Below are 18085 nucleotides of genomic sequence, written 5' to 3'. Positions count from 1 at the left end.
ATCACGTGACCAATCCGACCTCGCGCGACTACAACAAGGCATCAGTCCTCGACGTGGTCCTCTCCCACGCGCCCTTGACGCGGAACCAGCTCATCGAGCTGACGGGCCTGAGCAAGGCCACGGTGTCCAGAGCGGTGGAGGAGCTCCGTGCCGACGGCTTCGTCGTCGACGGCGGGGTCGACGAGATCACCGGCCGCGGCCGCCGCTCCACCTATCTGGACCTGCCCGGCACGACCGGGCATGTCGCCGGTGTCAGCTTCGGTGCCCAGACCACGGGTGTGCTGGTGACCGACCTGAGGGGTCGTGAGATCCAGCACGTGACGGTTCCCACCGCCGATCACCAGGAGGTCGAGGACGCCGCGCGATGGCTGGTCGACCTCATCGCGGAGGCCGCCCGATCCGCGCAGGGTCCTCTGCGTCAGATCGTCGCCGCAGTGCCCGGCCGGGTCCGGGGCGGCACCGAGATCTTCGGCCCCGCGGAGTCGATGAAAATCTTCGCGGGCCCAGGCCTCCAGCAAGCCGTCGAAAACCTCGTGGAGGCCCCCGTGCTCCTCGACAGCGACGCCAACGCGTCCCTGCTCGGGATCCTCACGAACGACGCCACCATCAGGAACGCCGCGCTTTTCAGCGTCAGCACCATACTGAACTTCGCCAGCTGCACGGATCACGAGCTCGCCCGGGGAAGTACACCCACCTTCGGCGACATCGGTGTGCTCTCCTCCGGAGTCGGCGACGAGAGCCTTGACGACCTGCTGAGCACCCGAGGTCTCCTCCGGTTCGCCCGCAAGCGGGGGCTCGACCTGGAGCGCATCGAGGATCTCTGGCTGCAACCGCACACGGAGGCGCCGCACGCCGAAGTGCTGCAGGCGTTCACCACCGCGATCGTGACCGCTGTCAGCGTCGTCGCCGTGACGCTCGACCCGGAGTCGGTGTACTTCGTGGGCCGACTGCGCCCGCTCGTCGACGTCGTCCTTCCCCAGGTGCGCGGGCGGCTCGACCAGAGCCTTCCGGCGGTGCCGGAGATCAGGACGGGTCCGCATCAGATCGGTCTGTCGACGGCACAAGGCGCGGTCTACGCATGCCTGACGATCGTTCAGGAACGGCTGCGCGACGCCGTGCTCGGAGCACGGCAACAGAACCGGCTCTCGCAGAAGTCCGCACCGGCCTTCTGAGCCGACCGCCGGCAGGCGAGACGCTTCCGGGCGCAGGTGAGGACACGGGTCCCGCCATCAGACGGAGCCCACGACAGCAACGGCCGGCCGGCGCCTCTCGCCTGTGGCGATCATCGGGGCGGACACAGGAGTTTCTAGTTTCAGATTGGAACTGGAATTAATGGTGGTATGGTTCCGGCCAACGCAGCGAGCAACCCGGAACGAGACTGAAGGTGTGCCTGCCGATGACTTCGACGCTGAGTCGGGCGATAGCTCACTACCCCAACCGGTTCGACCCCGGGGTACTGAGCGAACTCCCCGAGCACCTCCAAGAGACCATCCAGCGCCGGAACAAGGTGCTGGGCCCTGGCTACACGCTGATCTACAGGGAGCCGGTCGAGTTCGTCTCCGGCCGCGGCGCCCACCTGATCGACCGTGACGGCAACGACTACCTCGACGCCTACAACAACGTCCCCTGCGTCGGGCACGCCCACCCCCACGTGGCCGAGGCCGTCGCCCGCCAGATGACCGCGGTCAACACCAACACGCGCTACGTCCAGGAAGCACTGGTCGACTACGCGGAGCGGCTCCTCGCGACCTTCCCCGAGGAGCTGTCCAGGCTGAGCATCGCGTGCAGCGGGTCGGAGGCGAACGACCTGGCGGTTCGGGTGGCGCGGTTCCACACGGGCGGTGAGGGCATCATCGTCACCCGCTGGGCTTACCACGGCCTCACTCGTGAGGTGGCGAGCTTCTCACCGACCCTCGGTGCGGGCTCGCCGCTGGGCCCGAACGTCCGGCTCATCGACGCTCCTGACCCGCGCCACGTCGCTCCCGGATCCACGCTCGACGAGCACATGCGGCAGCAGGTGCGCGGCGCGATCGACGACCTCGAGCGCCACGGATACCGGCTCGCGGCCCTGATCACCGACTGCGCCTACAGCAGCGATGGCATCTTCACCGACCCCCCCGGCTACATGCAGGCCGTGGTGGAGGAGGTGCACGCGGCCGGCGGTGTCTACATCGCGGACGAGGTCCAGTCGGGATTCGCCCGGCTCGGGGAGTCGATGTGGGGCTTCAGCCGCCACGGTGTGCTGCCGGACATCGTCACCATGGGCAAGCCGATGGGCAACGGCCTGCCGATCTCGGGTGTGGTCTTCCGCCCCGAGGTCTGCGAGGAGTTCGGACGCAACGTCCGCTACTTCAACACCTTCGGCGGCAGTTCCATCCCCGTGGCCGCAGGCGCCGCGGTGCTGGACGTCTTCGAGAAGGAGAACGTGCAGCAGCGCGTCCTGGAGAGCGGCAACGCTCTGCGCGCGGGGCTGCGGGAGATCACCAAGGACTCCCCCTACGTCGCCGAAGTCCGCGGCGCCGGTCTCTACGTCGGCGTGGAGATCGTCAAGGACCGCCAGACCCTCGAGCCCGACCGCGCACGTGCCGAGGACGTCATCAACGACATGCGCGATCGCCGCGTCCTGATCAGCGGCACGGGCACGTCGGCGAACACGCTGAAGATCCGCCCTCCGCTGGCCTTCGACTCCGCCGATGTGACGCGATTCCTCGAGACCTTCGCCGAGGTCGCGAAGAACCGTCTGTGACAGGCTGACCGAAGGGACTGACCGTGAACACCTCACCAGCCGCGAACCATGCTCAGCGGCTCCTCCATGAGAGCGGCCTGACGTCGTCCCACGAGCCCATCGACGTGATGCTGGTGAGCATTCTCCTCGAGGAGCACTACCGCCTGACCGGACGCTTGGGGCGACTGGCGACCGAGAAGGACGACACGTTCCGACTCAGCACCGACTCGAGCAACTACCTCGTGAAGGTCTCACCACCTGACGAGGCGGAGGCGGTCGTCGCCCTCCAGACCGCCGCGATGCGCCACCTCGAAACCACCGCCCCGCACTTGCCCGTCCAGCGGGTGAAGCTGACCGCCGACGGAGACGACCATGTCACGATCAGGCTGAACGACGGCAGGACGCGCACCCTGCGGGTGTTCGACTTCGTCGAAGGCCAGGTCCTGGCCGATGCGAACCCGGACACGGAGCGGCTCGCCGAGGCGGGCGAGATGCTGGGGCTGATCGACGTGGCGCTCAGGCCGTTCACACACCCGGCGGACCGACGACGACTGGCATGGGACATCCGGCATTTCCACCAACTGACCGAACTGGTCGAGCACACGCCGAGCCCCGAGCACCGCCAGTTGGCCCAGTCGGTCTTCCGGCTCTTCGGCGAAAACGTCGTCCCGAGGCTGAGTGATCTCGAAACGCAAGTGATCCACGGAGACTTCAGCCCTTACAACATCGTGGTGGACCCAGAGAAGAGCGATCACTTCGTCACCGGTGTCATCGACTTCGGCGACACGGTGCGCAGTGCGGTGATCTTCGATCCCGCCGTTCCCATGGCGAACCTGCTCGGCAGGACACCGGATCATCCCTGGCGGGACGCCTGCGCCTTCGCCGCCGGCTACCAACGCAAGCGGCCGATCCAGGCCTCGGAACTCCCGCTGCTCCCGGTTGCCGCGTTGGCACGACTCACACTGCGTGCGCTGATCACGAACTGGCGCGCGGAGCGCGCACCTGAACGGCGTGAGTACCTCCTCGGTCACGCCAAGGACGACTGGATCAATATCGGGCGTTCCTTGACCGTGAGCCTGGACGACGTCGTCGAGTACCTCAGGGAAGCCCGTCACGGGCATGCCTGAAAAGCCAGTCCCGAACATGTGCAGTTGCGTCCGCGCACGGTCACCACACTCCAAGGAGGATCCATGAATCTCGCCGACTACGACGCGCTGAGCTTCGATTGTTACGGCACGCTTATCGACTGGGAGGCCGGCATCGCCGCCGTGCTGGCCCCGTGGGCGAAGGAAGCTGCTCTCGACCTCTCCGACGAGGAACTGCTGCTCGCCTACGCGGATAACGAGGCCCAGGCCGCAGTGGACATGCCCGATGCCCTCTACTCGGCGGTTCTCGCCGAGGCGTTCCGACGCACCGGGGACAAGCTCGGACGGCCCGTGAGCGAGGAGTGGGCGCAGCGACTGGGCAACTCTGTTCCGGACTGGCCGGCCTTCGACGACTCGGCCGAAGCGCTCGCCCTCCTGGCCGAGGACTACAAGCTCATCATCCTGTCCAACGTTCACCGGGCGGGCTTCGCAGGGTCGAACAAGCGTCTGGGTGTTGAGTTCGACCGGATCATCACGGCCGAGGACGTCAAGGCGTACAAGCCGGCTCCGAACCACTTCGAGGCCCTTGACGAGGCGCTGGAGGAGATGGGCGTCCCGCGCGAGCGGGTGCTGCATGTCGCGCAGAGCCTCTTCCACGACCACGTGCCTGCCAAGCGTCATGGTCTGCCGTCGGTGTGGATCAATCGCCGGCACGACCGTCCGGGCTGGGGCGCCACTCCCGAGCCCGCGGCGGAGTACTCCTACGCTCTTGAGTTCCCGGACATGATCTCGTTCGCGCGAGCGGCGCGGGAGGCGAAGCGCTGACATCCCCCGGATAGTTGACGATAGGACGTTCGAGCGCAGCCCTCGTACCGTCCAGATCCATTACAAGCTCACTCGGCACGGCCGGCACCGCGCTCGCCGCCGGAGAGCGGAAGTAGCGTCGGGCGGCCGCGGCGCCGGCCAACCACGACCTGAGGTGGCGGAGGGTCACGGTACTTCCTCTCCGGGTGTTCGCTATGTCGAGTGTCGTGCGACCGGCGGGTGGGCGCGGGCCCGTGAGCAGACGCCGACGGCCACCTCCGTCAGCATGGGGATGCAGAGGAAGGGGACGCCGGCGCTCTCGTGGAGGCGCCGGCGTCCCTGTCGGTGCGGGTCAGTTCGTCACGCGGAAGGTGGCGTCGGCGCGTCCTGTCGCGGTGGTGATCGGGTCGAGGCGGAGTTGGTAGGCGTAGTGGCGGATGTAGCGGTCGGGGTGGTTGTAGGACTGGAAGGAGGACCAGGTGGCGTCGGCGAGGCCGGCGACCTGGCGGAAGGTGGCGTCAGCGGCGAACTGGGTGGTGCCGTCGTTGCGGACCAGCTGGAAGTCGTTGTTGGCGTGCCGCAGGAAGTAGCCGGGGTAGTTCACCGACTCGAAGGAGACGGTTCCGGAGCCTGCCAGGCCGGGCCGCAGCCGGAACTGGGCGTCGGGGCCGGTGATGTTCTGGTCGATGCGTACGTCGAAGTTGGCGTGGCGCACGTACCGGTCCTGGAAGTTGTACGACTGGAGCCGCTTGGCCGGGGTGCTGGCCCAGCGTGCGAGGACGCGGGTCTCCTCGGTGGCCGTGAGATTCAGGATCGAGCCGTGGCGCTTCTTGGTGCCGCCCATGGAGTAGCTTCCCGACGCCGGAATCCGGTAGGTGCCGGGGGCGGAGGGGTTGGCCGTCGTGACCGGCATGTACCCGCGTCCGGAGGAGTACTGGTCGAGGTAGAGCGCCCACTCGTCGCGGTCGCGGAACCTCATCCACATCGGGCCCTCGACCTGGGCACCGGTCAGGCCGATGCCGGAGAGGTTGCCGAGGTTGGTCCAGGTTCCGAGGATCGAGTTGCTGCCTTCGAGGGTGATCTGCCCGTCGCCGGAGGCCCGCACATAGCGGTAGTCGCCGACGCCGGCCGGCATCTCGACGATCTGGGTGTCGATGATTTCCTGCATGCCGGGGCGCTCGATGTAGATCTGCGGGGTGGTGATGGAGCGGAAGTCGCTGGTGTGGGCGTAGTAGATGCGGTGCTTCTTCACGCCGTCGACCGGTTTGTTCGTCGCCCAGTACAGGACGTAGTTGTTGGAGGCCGGGTCCCAGATTGCTTCCGGCGCCCAGGCGTTGCGCCCGTCGGGGATCGCGCCGGCGACGTTGAGCAGCCACGGCTCCGACCAGTTGATCAGGTCCGTCGACTCCCACACCACGAGGTTGCGGCTGCCGTTGTACACGGCGGCCTCCCAGTTCTGCCCGCAGCCGATGCACAGGTCGGTGGCGATGATCCAGTACTTGTCACCGTTCGGGGATCTCACCAGTGCGGGGTCACGCACCCCGCGCGTGCCGACCGTGGAGCGCAGGATCGACGCTCCGTCGTTGAGGTCGTTCCAGTGCAGGCCGTCCGTACTGTGGGAGAGGTACATCTGCTGACCGGTCGACCCCTCCCCGGTGAAGTGCAGCATCAGATAGCCCGGGTCGGCGGCGGCCGCCCGCTGAGGCGCGGCCAGGGATTGGGAGGTGAAGAAGAGGCCGACGGCGACGAATATCGCCGCGAGCCGGGTGAGCAGTCTTGACATGCGGGTGTCCTGTCTTTCTACGGGTGCCGGGACGGGGTGGAAACGGGGTGCCGGACGCGTGACCACTGGAAGCCGGTGGCTGTGCCGCAGGGGCAGGGGTACTGGGCTGTTGCCTGTGGCAGCGGCTGCCCCTGTCGCGGCCGTCGTCGTGGCGAAGAGTCGGCGGACGACCTGTTCCACGCCGGCAGCGGCGGGAGCATCGCTCATGAGAGAGACATCCTTGTTTCACGTCGCGGAGCGGAAGCGGAGGCGAGCCAGAGGGGTCCGGCAACGGGCTTTGCTTTGTTCGACATGTCGGACATCGTTCGTGAATTCGGCCAAAAGTTAGAGGGGTGTAAAAGCGGGTGTCAAGAGGGGTGAAGCAGCGTTGCTCCGTCCGTTCTCGGTGCGGGGCCGTACACACAGGAGACGCGCCGGCGCGTCGCGCATAACGGAAAACGCGGCACGGACCAAGGCACGGGGCATCCTCCGGATTCGCTCCTGGCACACTGTCGCCCTCGGCACATCGGCAGGACGACGGGACGGGTGGGGCGGGGTGCGCTCGCAGAACAGGCAGGAACGGCCGGATGTCGCCGTCGTCATGGCGGCGCGGGCCGGGGACCGGCAGGCCTCGGAACAGCTGATACGGGACTGTCTGCCGTTGGTCTACAACATCGTCGGGCGGGCGCTGGACGGGCACAGCGACGTCGACGACGTGGTCCAGGAGACGATGATGCGAGTCCTGGACGGGTTGCCCGGACTGGAGCAACCGGATCGGTTCCGGTCCTGGCTCGTCGCCATCACCGTGCGACAGATCCGTGACCGGTGGCGCAGAGGGCACCCCTGGCTCACTACGGAACCCCTGGAGGGGAACGCCCACGAACCAGACCCGCAGGCCGACTTCTCCGACCTGGCGATTCTTCAGCTCGCGCTGTCGGGCCAGCGGCGTGAAGCGGTGGAGGCGACCCGCTGGCTGGAGGACGAGGAACGCGAGGTACTCGCGCTGTGGTGGATGGAGAGCGTCGGTGAACTGACCCGCGGCGAGCTCTCGGCGGCCTGCGGCCTCACACCGCAGCATGCCGCGGTCCGAATCCAGCGGGTCAAGGAACGGCTGGAGACGGCGCGCACCGTCGTACGAGCCGTGGCGGCCTCGCCGCGCTGCCCAGACTTGGCCGCCGTGCTCGCCTCGTGGGACGGGCGGCCGTCCGCGCTGTGGCGCAAGCGGCTGGCACGCCATGTCCGCGACTGTCCGCAGTGCCTGCTGAGCTCGTCCGACCTGATACCGGCGGAGGGGTTGCTGGCCGGCCTCGCGCTGGTGCCGGTGCCGGTCGGCCTGGCCGGCCTGGTACTGGCCAGGGCGCTGGGGGCGGAATCGGCCGGGGCGACCGTCGGCGCAAGCGGGGGCTCGGGCGCGGGCGCGCGTACGGCGAGCGGTGCGAGCCGTACGGCGCGGGCGATCGGGAGGCTGGCCGCCAAGCCCGCGGCTACGGCAGCCGCGGGTGCCGTCACGCTCGCGGCTGCCGCAGTGGCCTGGTACACCGCCACGGGATCACACGAGACGGCCCCGCGGCCCGCCGTCGCGGCCCCGCTGTCGCCAGCCGCCTCGTCCGTGCCGTCGTCCCCAAGAGCGTCCGCCTCACCGACACCGACGTCGACGCCGACATCAGCCCCGGCGACGACGGCTGCGGCGCGGGTTTCGGGGCAGCATGCCCTACGGTCGGTCGACAACCCCGGCGACTACGTGAGTCAGTCCGGCCGACTCGGCATCCTGGCCCCGGTCAGAGCCACCAGCTCCGCGGCCACCCGGCAGGCAGCCACCTTCACCTTCGTCCCCGGCCTGGCCGACCCCCGCTGCTACTCACTCAGGGACGCCACGGGCAGGTACCTGCGGCACTACGCCTTCCGTATCCGGCTGGACCCCGACGACCGATCCGCCATCTTCCGGAAGGACGCCACCTTCTGCCCCCGTTCCGGCTCCACGGCCGGTTCGGTCTCCCTGGAGTCGTACAACTACCCCGGCCGCTATCTCCGCCACCGGGACAACCTCCAGCTGTGGCTCGACCCTTCGCAGAACACGGCCTCGCACCGGGCCAGCCGCTCCTTCGTCGTCGAGGCGCCCTGGACCTGACGCTGAACGGCCTTGCCCTGAAGAATGTTGTTCGACGCATCGGAAGCAACGGGTACCTGTTCACCACCGGCGACTCGTTCCGGACCGCCATCGCGTCCGGGAGCTTCTCCACCGAGCAGAACACCCGGACCTCCGCCGCGCTGCGTGGAGGTGGCCCGCAACCCGTCGGTTTCACCGTCACCCCCCGGTTCCATCGGGTCCGGCGTCACCACGGCCAACCACATCGGCAAGTCGCTCTACAGCGGTGACAAGCTCTTCAAGGGCAGGATGCGTGACTCCCGGGTCTACAACCGCGCGCTGGCCCGGCGAGGTCCTCGAACTGAGCAACTACTCCGCCGACACGAACATCGGCGTCGCGGTCTCCGACTCGCCCACCGGCCCGTTCAAGGGCCCCCTGGGCAGGCCGCTGATCGCCCGCGGCGCCTACGCCGGCCAGATGATCGACCCGGCGGTCTTCACCGACGACGACGGCCAGTCGTACCTCTACTGGGGCCAGGGCCGGGCGTACGTCGTGCCGCTGAGCGACGACATGGTCTCCTTCGATGGCCGCGAAGGTCACCAACTTCATGTGGTCGGAGAACGACACCCGGGACGAGGACTACCGCGTGGCCTACGCCACCGGCACCGTTTCGCCATCCCCGGCGGTGACGGCACCGACCGCGAAACCACCGTCGACAGGATGGAGTTCGACGCCGACGGCCTGATCAAGAAGGTCGTCCCCACCCTGGGCAGCATCGACCCGGTCTCCGGCGGCACCACCCTGCCGACGAACACCAGCCGCTCGCTCCGGTCGGTCAACTTCCCCGGCCGCTACCCGCACAAGGACCTCCGCACCCGCTACGACGCGAGCAACGGCACGGCGCTCTTCAACAAGGACGCCACCTACTGCGCCCGGCCAGGTTCGGCCACCGGCTCGGTCAGCCTGGAGTCGTACAACTACCCTGGCCGCTACCTCCGCCACTACAACTACGAGCTGCGCGTCGACCCCTTCCAGGACAACGCCACCTTCCGCGCCGACAGTTCCTTCTCGGCGGTCGGCCCCTGGGCCTGATCGCGTTCCCCGCACGGCAAAGCCACAACGAGCGCCGGCCGCAACCTGCTGCGAGGTTGCGGTCGGCAACCGTGCCTTCCCCCCTCGGAGGGTGGTTACGTCACCGCGGGGCCCACCTGGACCGAGACCGTCGAGCAGGCAATGCGCGTGGCGAAGCCGTCCTTGTGCAGGGTGATGCCGTTCGTGCGGTAGAGGCTGAACGGCGAGCGTCGGTTGTCTCAGGCGGTCATGTCGCCGGGCCGATCGCCGATCTCCTGCCCATGGGCGCAAGGCCATCCCGGTGACGGGCCCAGGACGATCCGCTCAGCATCAGTCGCTTAGGCTGGTTTCCTTGTCGCCGGTGAGGAGGCGCAGGCTGCGGCGGCGTGCGCTCGCCGTCCGTCCGAGGGAGGCGTTCGCGTGGCAGTTGCCGGAGGCCGGTCGACGAAGCGGCTCCAGCGGGGCACTCTTTCCCAGGGGCTCATCGTGGGGGCTGCGCTGCGGATCCTCGACGAGGACGGGCCGGACGCGCTGACCTTCCAGCGACTCGGCAAGGAACTGTCCTCCTCCGCGACCGCGGTCTACCGGCACTTCGCGAGTCGCGACCACATCATGGTCGCCGTCGCGGAGGAGCTCGACAGGATCTCCCTCGAGGGGTACGAGCCGCACGAGTCGTGGACCGAGTCGCTGCGGGACCTGGCGATCCGTGCCTGGAACACCGCGCTGGACCACCCGGCGGCCGCCGCGCTCTGCATGGGGAGAGTCACCCGGGGCGTTCACGAGTTGCGCGCCGTGGACGCCGTCCTGGAAGCGTTCCACCGCGGCGGCTGGCGCGGCCGGGAGGCCGTCCTGCACTACCAGGCGTTCTCGAACTTCATCCTCGCCATGGCGAGCAACAACGCCTGGCGGCTCGTCAACCAGCGGTTCGGCGCCAAGGTGAACTGGGTGCAGGAGTACCAGTCGGCGGATCCTGACGCGTACCCCTACGCCGAGGCGGCGAAGGAGCACCTGCGCAGCATCGACATGACCGACGTCTTCCGCCGGCAGACGGACATCCTCCTCGCGGCCCTCGAGGCGGAGGCGGCGACGCTCCCGCGCGACTGACAAGCGTCAGTCTTCGCGCCCGCCACCAGCAGCGTTTTCTCGCGGCCGAAAACCGCGACGAGCGCAGCGCACGCAAAGTTAGTGAATGCTATTGACTACGCCGTTCACTTGGCTGCATCCTCTCCACACCAAACGCTCCACGGCTCGCTCCCGAGCGGCGTCCCGAGCGCCGCGCGCACCGCCTCCACCTCGAACTGCTCGCGCTCGTCCCGCCCGATCCCGTGCGACCTGCGCAGAGCGCGACATCCCTCTCCAGGAGCACCCATGCGCCAGACCCGTACTCGCACGGTCCCCGTGACCGCGGCCGTCGCCATGACGGCCGTACTCGCCGGATGCACCACCACGGGATCGACGTCCGGAGACCCGAGCGGCGGTGAGGCCGCCACGGCGAAGAAGATCCGGACGACGATCGACGTGCCGGCAAGTTTCGACCCGGCCAAGGCTCTGTCCCTGCCGGACTACCAGCTCGCCCGGAACAGTTACGACACCCTCGTGCGCAAGGACGACGGCGGGCTCGTCGGCGGGCTCGCCACCAAGTGGAAGAACACGCCGACCTCGGCCACGTTCACCTTGCGCACCGACGCGACCTGCGCCGACGGGACGCCGATCACGCCGCAGGTCGTCAAGGCCTCCCTCGACCGCTACGTCGACCCGAAGACGGCGGCGCCGGATCTCCCCACGGTGTTCGGGCCCGGCAACAAGGTGAAAGTGGCCGCCGACGACGCGGCGCACACGGTGAAGATCACGCTGGCCAGGCCGTGGGGCGACATGGTCACCGGCCTGTCGGTCGCGAGCACGGGCATTGTCTGCCCGGCGGGGCTCAAGGACCTCAAGGCCCTCGCCGCCGGTAAGGCCGAGGGCTCCCAGTCCGGCCCGTACCTTCTTGAGAAGTCCCAGTCCGGCGTCTCGTACTCCTACAGACTTCGCCCGGAATACAAGGCGTGGCCTGCCTGGCGCACGAAGATCCCCGGCAAGGTCGCCACGACGATGGAGTACCTGGTCTCGCCCGACCCGACGGCGACCGGCAACCTCGTGGCAAGCGGCCAGCTCGACATCGGCAAGATCGACGCCTCCGGCATCCCGCGCTTCGACGGCGTGGCCGGCCGCAGCGTGAGCATCAGCCGGTTCTCCGACTTCTACCTGCTCTTCAACGAACGACCCGGCACGGTCTTCGCGGACGTCGCCACCCGCCGGGCGGTCGCCCAGGCCGTCGACCGCGCCGCCTTCACCAAGGTCGTCTCGAAGGACACCGGTGAGCCGTCGACGATGTTCGTGCAGAAGGGCATCCCCTGCAACGACCCCGGCACCTCCTTCCTCGTACCGACGGACAAAGCCGCGGCGGCGAACGTGCTCAAGGGCAAGAAGATCCGCCTCGTCGGCCCCCAGGTCGTCGGGCCCGCCGGCGCCGGAAACCAGTACATCCAGGAGGCGCTGCGGGCCGCGGGCGCGGACGTCACCCTCGCCAACGTCGACGTCGGGGCCTGGGTCGGGACCGTGTTCGGCAAGCCCGACGCCTGGGACCTCACGGTCTTCGCCGACCTCAACTTCCTCGGCAGCCTCGCCAACCCGCTCGCCCACTTCGTGGGCCCGACCGTCCCCGAAGGCGGCGGCAACCTCGGCGCGGTGAAGAACCCCGTGCTGAACAAGGCCTTCGCCGAGGGCGCCGAGGCGACGACCGAAAAGGCCCGCTGCGCCGCCTACCAGAAGGCCGCCAAGGCCCTGATCTCGCAGGTGGACGCGGTGCCGCTGGTCAACGACCCGTTCATCTACGCGCTGCGCAAGGGATTCAGCGCACAGATGCTCGGCGGCTCGCTCGACGACCCCATCCTGCGCATCACCGGCTGACGGGCGCACCGCCCGCACGCGGCGGAGACCCACGCGGCCGGACCCGACCGTCCGGCACGGAGAATCCCCGCGCTGTTCCGGCGCCCCGCACCGAGATCCTCGCACCGTTTTGACAGGAGTCCCCTGGTGATCGACCCATTCAGCACCGCCCAGCAGATCGCCGACCTCGTGCGCACCAAAGAGGTCAGCCCGGTGGAGGTGGCCGAGACCTACCTCGACCGCATCGAGCGGATCAATCCCGCCGTCAACGCCGTCGTCTGGCTCGACGCCGACGCCGTGCGCGCGGCGGCCGCCCGGGCCGAGGAGGCGGTGCTGCGCGGCGATCCGCTCGGCCCGCTGCACGGCGTCCCCGTTCCCATCAAGGACCTCAGCTCCGTCGCGGGACAACCCAACACGATGTCCTCACTGGCCATCCGGGACACTCCGAGGACCGTCACGGACCCCGACGTCCAGCTCCTCCTCGATGCCGGGGCGATCCCCCTCGGCCGGACGAACTCACCGGAGTTCGGCGCCCTGACCGTCTCCGAGAACGCCCGGCACGGCAAGACGCGCAACCCGTGGAACCCGGCGCACACCTCAGGCGGGTCGAGCGGCGGCGCGTCGGCGGCCGTAGCGGCCGGGCTCGCCCCGGTGGCGCACGCCTCCGACGGCGGCGGATCGATCCGGGTCCCGGCGTCCGTCACCGGCCTCGTGGGCCTCAAACCGAGCCGGGGACGCGTGCCCGCGTTCGTCCGGGGCTGGGAACACTCGACGACCGAAGGCGCCATCACCCGCACGGTGCGCGACGCGGCCCTCATGCTCGACGTCATGGGCCGTCCCGACCGGCTCGCCTGGTACAGCGCGCCCGAACCGGGTCGCCCGTACATCGAGGAGGCCGGTGCCGATCCCGGACGGCTGCGGATCGGCCTGCTCCTCGACGCGCCGACCGGGCTGCCGGTCGACGAGGAGTGCCGCACAGCGGCGCTGACGGCCGCGCAGGCACTGCGCGACCTGGGGCACGAGGTCGTCGAGGCCCGTCCGAGGATGTTCTCGTACGAGGCGATCATGGGCTTCACCTGGACGATCATCAGTGCCTCCACTTACGCCATCGAGGTCGATGACCCCGAAGCGGTGGACCCCTACATCCGGCGCCGCCGGGAAACCGCCCTCGAGGTCACCGCGGGCGACTACGCCCGGACGGCGGCCCGCCTGCAGGCCGAGTCGCGCGAGGTGGTCGCCCAGTGGGGCCGGGACTTCGACGTCCTCCTCACCCCGACCACCGCGGTCGTGGCGCCACCGGTCGGCCCCGTGTACGACGAGGCGAACTCCGCCCCGGACGGCCCGCGACACACCGAGACCCGGATGGTCTCGTTCACCGCGTTCGCCAACATCGCCGGGCTGCCCGCGATCTCGCTGCCCGTCCACACGACCGCGGACGGACTGCCGGTCGGCGCGCAACTCGTGGGCGCGCCCTTCGACGAGGCGACGCTGCTGCGGCTCTCGGCCCAGCTCGAACCACGGTTCCGCTGGTACGAGCGGCACCCGGACGACGCGGCGCTCACGGCGGCGGCGCTGTGAGCGCCGGGTCCGCGGTCCCGACCGGGCCGCTGTCGGCCGCACCCGCCCGGCGCGTGCCCCGGCTGCGGCTGGGCGGTGGCTGGGCCGGGTTCGCCGTCCGCAGGGCGGGCGGGCTGCTGATGTCCATGCTGCTGCTCGTCCTCGTGACGTTCCTCATCGTGCCCCTGCTGCCCGGGGACCCGGCCCGGGCGATCGCCGGCACCAACTCGTCCCCGGCCACGCTCGCGGCGATACGCGAACGACTGGGCCTCGACGAGCCGCTGACGACACGGTTCGTCCACTACCTCGGCGACATCGCGTCCGGACGGCTCGGCACCTCGTTCCGGTTCGACACCCCGGTCGCGGACATCGTCGCGACCCGGTTGCCGTACACCGTCCAGCTCGTCATCCCGGCCGTCCTGCTCTCCCTGGTCATCGCCGTCCCGCTGGGCATGACCGTCGGCGTCCTCACCCGTGACGGACGCCGCCGCCGGCTCGGCGTCGGATTCGGCACGGTCGCCGGGCTCCTCGCGTCGGCGCCGGTCTACGTCGTCGCGACCCTCCTCATCGTCCTGTTCTCGATCAGTCTCGGGCTGCTGCCGTCCGGCGGCGCCGCGACGCCGAGTGCGCTCGTCCTGCCGATCGCCGCGCTCTGCATCGGCCCGGCCTTCGCCATCGCCCGCGTCGTCCGGCAGGAGACGGCCTCGGTGCTCGCCCAGGACTACATGAGGACCGCTCGCGGCCACCGCCTGGGATCCGTGCGTCTCCACCTCCGCCACGCGCTGCCCAACCTCGTGACGAGTGTCCTCACCCTGAGCGGTCTCGTCCTGACGTCCCTGCTCGGAGGGACGATCATCCTGGAGAACGTCTTCACCTACCCGGGGCTCGGCACCGAGGTCGTCCAGGCGATCATCTACAAGGACTATCCGGTGATCCAGGGCATCATCCTCGTCGTCGGCATGCTCGCCCTGCTCGTCAACCTCCTCGTCGACGTCGTCCTCGGGATCGTCGACCCCCGCACTCTCGAGGGAGGTCGTCGTGGCCACTGAAGCGACCGTGCGCCGACGGCGCCGCAACCCGTCGCTGCTGTCCGGCGCCGTGATCCTCGGACTGCTCCTCGTCGTGGCCGTCGTGGCCCCGCCGCTGCTGAGCGACTCCGCCGAGACCCTCACCGGCGACGCCCGGCTGGGGCCCGGCGCCGAGCATCTCCTCGGCACCGACGCCTTCGGCCGTGACGTCCTCGCCCGGGCGCTCGTCGCGACCCGGCTCACCCTGCTCATGGCCGCCGCCGCCACCGCCACCTCGTTCGTCGCCGGCGTCGCGATCGGCGCGCTGGTCCACCTGGCACCCGGGTGGCTGCGCGAGACCTGTCTGCGGCTCATCGACTCGGCGGTGGCTTTTCCCTCGCTCGTGCTCGCCCTCGTCATCGCGGCGGTGCTCGGACCGGGCACGGTGTCCGCGATCGTCGCGATCGCCGTCGCCGGCGTCCCCGGGTTCGCACGGCTGACGGCGAATCTCGCCGCCACCGTCGCGGACAAGGACTACGTCCTCACCGCGCGCCTGCTCGGCGTCCCCGGCCTGCGCATCCTGGGCCGACATGTCCTGCCGAACATCAGCGGGCCGCTGCTGGTGCTCCTCAGTTCGAGCTTCACCCTGTCCCTGCTCGACATCAGCAGTCTGTCTTTCGTCGGCCTCGGTGTGCAGAACCCGCAGTACGACTGGGGCCGGCTGCTCAACGAGGCGCTGCCGTCGATCTTCGCCCAGCCGTCGATCGTCCTCGCCCCGTCGATCATGCTCATCGTCACAGGTGTGGGCGCCATGCTCCTCGGAGACGGCGTGGCCTCACTCGTCGACCCGCGAACCCGTGGCACAGCGCCCGCACCGGCCAAGACGGCGGACACGGCGGACGCGGCGGGACCGGCCGCCCCGGCACAGGACGACGCGGTGCAGGCGTCTTCGGCGTCGGGCGGTGCGGGGGCAGCGGCCGGCACGGAGCCGGACGGCCTGCTGACCGTCGCCGGGCTGACCGTGCGGGCCGGTGACCGGACACTCGTCGACGACGTGTCGTTCACCATCGGGGCCGGCCAGATCGTCGGCCTCGTCGGGGAGTCGGGCTCGGGCAAGTCCACCATCGCCATGGCGGTCGCGGGCCTGCTCCCCGAGGGCGTGCGGGCGAACGCGTCGCGCCTCGCCCTCGGCGACCTCGACCTGCTCGGCACACCGCCGGAGCGGCGCCTCGCGACCGAGATCGGCATCGTCTACCAGGACCCGATCGGCACGTTCAACCCCGCGCTGCGGCTCGGCACCCAGCTCACCGAGGTGGCCAGGGTGCATCTGGGGACGCCCCGGCGCCAGGCCGCGCAGGACATGGGCCGCGCCCTGGCCGACATCCACGTCACCGAGCCGGAGCGGCGGCTGCGCCAGCACCCGCACGAGCTGAGCGGCGGCATGCTCCAGCGCGCCTCGATCGCCTCCGCGATGACGACGAACCCGCGCCTGCTCATCGCCGACGAACCGACGACCGCCCTCGACGTCACCGTCCAGGCGGAGGTGCTGCGGCAGTTCCGGCGCATCAACCGCGAGCACGGTACGGCGATGCTGTTCATCTCGCACGACATCGGCGTGGTCGGCGTGCTCTGTGACACGGTCCTGGTGCTCCACGGCGGCCGGGTCGTCGACCGGACGACGGGCGACGACCTGCGCCGGGGGACGGTCACCCACCCGTACACCCGCGCGCTGCTCGCGGCGACGCCCGCCGCGGCCGAGGCCGGTGGAACCCTCAGCGCGGTCCGGTGGACGGCCGACGCGCATGCGGCGCAGCCGAACGGGGCGCCGCCGGACGACCTTGCCGACAAAACCGCGGACCGCCCAACCCGGGCCGCGGAAGGGAGCCGCTGATGTCCGCCACCGCAACCGCACCGGACCCGCAGGCGGCCGCCCCGCTGCTGCGCGTCGAGGACCTCACCGTCGAGCTCGGCAACGGCGCCGCGGCCCGCAGGGTGCTCAAGGGAGTCTCGTTCGACATCCCCCGGGGCACCACTCTCGCACTCGTCGGCGAGTCCGGTTCGGGCAAGACGACGCTGGCCCGGACACTCGTCGGCGTCCACAGGCCGTCGAGCGGCCGGATCCTCGTGGACGACGCCCCGCTGCGCACCTCGCGCGGACGGGCGGGAGCCGCGACGGTCCAGATGATCCCGCAGGACCCGTACTCCTCGTTCGACCCGCGGCGCACCGTCGCGCAGTCACTCGCCGAAGCACTCGATCCGATCCGGGCCAGGGTCAAACCGGTCCGGACCCGGATCGCCGAGCTGCTCGGCCAGGTGAGCCTCGACCCGGACACCATGGACCGCTACCCGCACGAGTTCTCCGGCGGCCAACGGCAGCGGCTGGCGATCGCACGGGCCCTAGCGCCGCGTCCCCGGTTCGTCATCGCCGACGAGATCACCTCGGCCCTGGACCTGACGACCCAGGCCGAGATCCTCAACCTGCTCGCCGATCTGCGCCGTCGGCTCTCACTGACGATGCTGTTCATCTCGCACGACCTGGCCGTCGTCCGGCACGTCAGCGACACGGTCGCGGTCCTGCTGCACGGGGACCTCGTCGAGCTCGGCCCGACCGGAGCCACCTTTGCCGCGCCGAACCACCCGTACACCGCTCAACTCCTCGCGTCCGTACCGGGTGACCCGAGGTTCCACCTCGACGACGAGCCGGCCACGGTGTGAACCGACCGGACGCGGTGCGGTGTGGCGCTGAGGGCCTGGGCCTCGCGTGCTCGCCGCCGCCATGGAGATGATCGCCGAGCGCGGACTGGAGCAGCTCACCATGGCGGCGCTCGGCCGTGAGGTCGGGATGAGCAGCGGCCATCTCCTAGGGGGGATCGAGGGGCGAGTTCCGGCCGGTCGACCCGGACCGGGCGCAAGTCATGCGCCACGTACGGGAGTTCCTGGACGACAGCCTCCTCGCGGACTCCTGAGCCCACCTCCAAGGCAACGTCAGGGCTCTGGAACGCTCACGGAAACCGTCACCCGATTCGATTGATTCCATCGTCCTCACGCTTGAATCGAGC

At 69.8% G+C, this 18085-nt stretch carries 13 protein-coding genes and 2 pseudogenes; 14 read left to right on the top strand and 1 reads right to left on the bottom strand.

Annotated elements, in window-relative coordinates:
• The first annotated feature begins 5 nt into the window (after window positions 1-5).
• The 4 genes from IM697_RS30520 to IM697_RS30505 all read left to right on the top strand — a co-directional run bounded on the left by IM697_RS30520 (window position 6) and on the right by IM697_RS30505 (window position 4635).
• Complete coding sequence (locus IM697_RS30520; RefSeq protein ID WP_194039310.1) at window positions 6-1172, top strand: ROK family transcriptional regulator; 1167 nt, start codon at window positions 6-8, stop codon at window positions 1170-1172.
• A gap of 224 nt (window positions 1173-1396) precedes the next feature.
• The gene (locus IM697_RS30515; protein ID WP_194039309.1) at window positions 1397-2746 is read left to right on the top strand and encodes an aspartate aminotransferase family protein; all 1350 of its coding nucleotides are present in this window, start codon (window positions 1397-1399) and stop codon (window positions 2744-2746) included.
• Between the two features lie 23 nt (window positions 2747-2769).
• The gene (locus IM697_RS30510; RefSeq protein ID WP_228044237.1) at window positions 2770-3852 is read left to right on the top strand and encodes a phosphotransferase; all 1083 of its coding nucleotides are present in this window, start codon (window positions 2770-2772) and stop codon (window positions 3850-3852) included.
• Between the two features lie 63 nt (window positions 3853-3915).
• Complete coding sequence (locus IM697_RS30505; protein ID WP_194039308.1) at window positions 3916-4635, top strand: haloacid dehalogenase type II; 720 nt, start codon at window positions 3916-3918, stop codon at window positions 4633-4635.
• A gap of 331 nt (window positions 4636-4966) precedes the next feature.
• On the opposite strand, the gene IM697_RS30500 is transcribed toward IM697_RS30505, so the two are convergent.
• Window positions 4967-6397, bottom strand: a complete 1431-nt coding sequence (locus tag IM697_RS30500; protein ID WP_194039307.1) for a glycoside hydrolase family 43 protein — start codon at window positions 6395-6397, stop codon at window positions 4967-4969.
• Between the two features lie 535 nt (window positions 6398-6932).
• Here IM697_RS30500 and IM697_RS30495 point away from each other — a divergent pair.
• The 10 genes and pseudogenes from IM697_RS30495 to IM697_RS30455 form a co-directional block, all read left to right on the top strand.
• A complete protein-coding gene (locus IM697_RS30495; RefSeq protein WP_194039306.1) occupies window positions 6933-8504 on the top strand; it encodes a sigma-70 family RNA polymerase sigma factor in 1572 nt (523 codons plus the stop codon).
• 328 nt (window positions 8505-8832) lie between these two features.
• Window positions 8833-9252: pseudogene (locus IM697_RS45075) on the top strand (family 43 glycosylhydrolase); the annotation flags it as partial.
• Complete coding sequence (locus tag IM697_RS45070; RefSeq protein ID WP_228045040.1) at window positions 9229-9555, top strand: AbfB domain-containing protein; 327 nt, start codon at window positions 9229-9231, stop codon at window positions 9553-9555. The pseudogene IM697_RS45075 and the gene IM697_RS45070, both read left to right, overlap by 24 nt.
• A gap of 399 nt (window positions 9556-9954) precedes the next feature.
• The gene (locus IM697_RS30485; protein WP_228044236.1) at window positions 9955-10638 is read left to right on the top strand and encodes a TetR/AcrR family transcriptional regulator; all 684 of its coding nucleotides are present in this window, start codon (window positions 9955-9957) and stop codon (window positions 10636-10638) included.
• Between the two features lie 264 nt (window positions 10639-10902).
• Entirely contained in the window at window positions 10903-12483 is a 1581-nt protein-coding gene (locus tag IM697_RS30480) for an ABC transporter substrate-binding protein (RefSeq protein WP_194039305.1), read from the top strand.
• 126 nt (window positions 12484-12609) lie between these two features.
• Window positions 12610-14040, top strand: a complete 1431-nt coding sequence (locus tag IM697_RS30475; protein ID WP_194039304.1) for an amidase — start codon at window positions 12610-12612, stop codon at window positions 14038-14040.
• Window positions 14037-15068 carry an ABC transporter permease gene (locus IM697_RS30470; RefSeq protein ID WP_194039303.1) on the top strand — a complete coding sequence of 344 codons (1032 nt, stop codon included), beginning with the start codon at window positions 14037-14039 and terminating at the stop codon, window positions 15066-15068. Before IM697_RS30475 ends, IM697_RS30470 begins: the two co-directional genes overlap by 4 nt.
• On the top strand, window positions 15058-16917 hold the full coding sequence (locus IM697_RS30465; RefSeq protein ID WP_194039302.1) for an ATP-binding cassette domain-containing protein: 1860 nt from the start codon (window positions 15058-15060) through the stop codon (window positions 16915-16917). Before IM697_RS30470 ends, IM697_RS30465 begins: the two co-directional genes overlap by 11 nt.
• The gene (locus tag IM697_RS30460; protein WP_194039301.1) at window positions 16917-17741 is read left to right on the top strand and encodes an ABC transporter ATP-binding protein; all 825 of its coding nucleotides are present in this window, start codon (window positions 16917-16919) and stop codon (window positions 17739-17741) included. Before IM697_RS30465 ends, IM697_RS30460 begins: the two co-directional genes overlap by 1 nt.
• Window positions 17742-17802: 61 nt before the next feature.
• Window positions 17803-17889 (top strand): annotated as a pseudogene (locus tag IM697_RS30455) (TetR family transcriptional regulator); the annotation flags it as partial.
• Between the last annotated feature and the right edge of the window lie 196 nt (window positions 17890-18085).

The organism is Streptomyces ferrugineus (assembly GCF_015160855.1).
Taxonomy (GTDB): Bacteria; Actinomycetota; Actinomycetes; order Streptomycetales; family Streptomycetaceae; genus Streptomyces; species Streptomyces ferrugineus.
The sequence above is the reverse complement of the archived record's forward strand: the minus strand, read 5'-3'. Positions and strand labels throughout refer to the sequence as shown.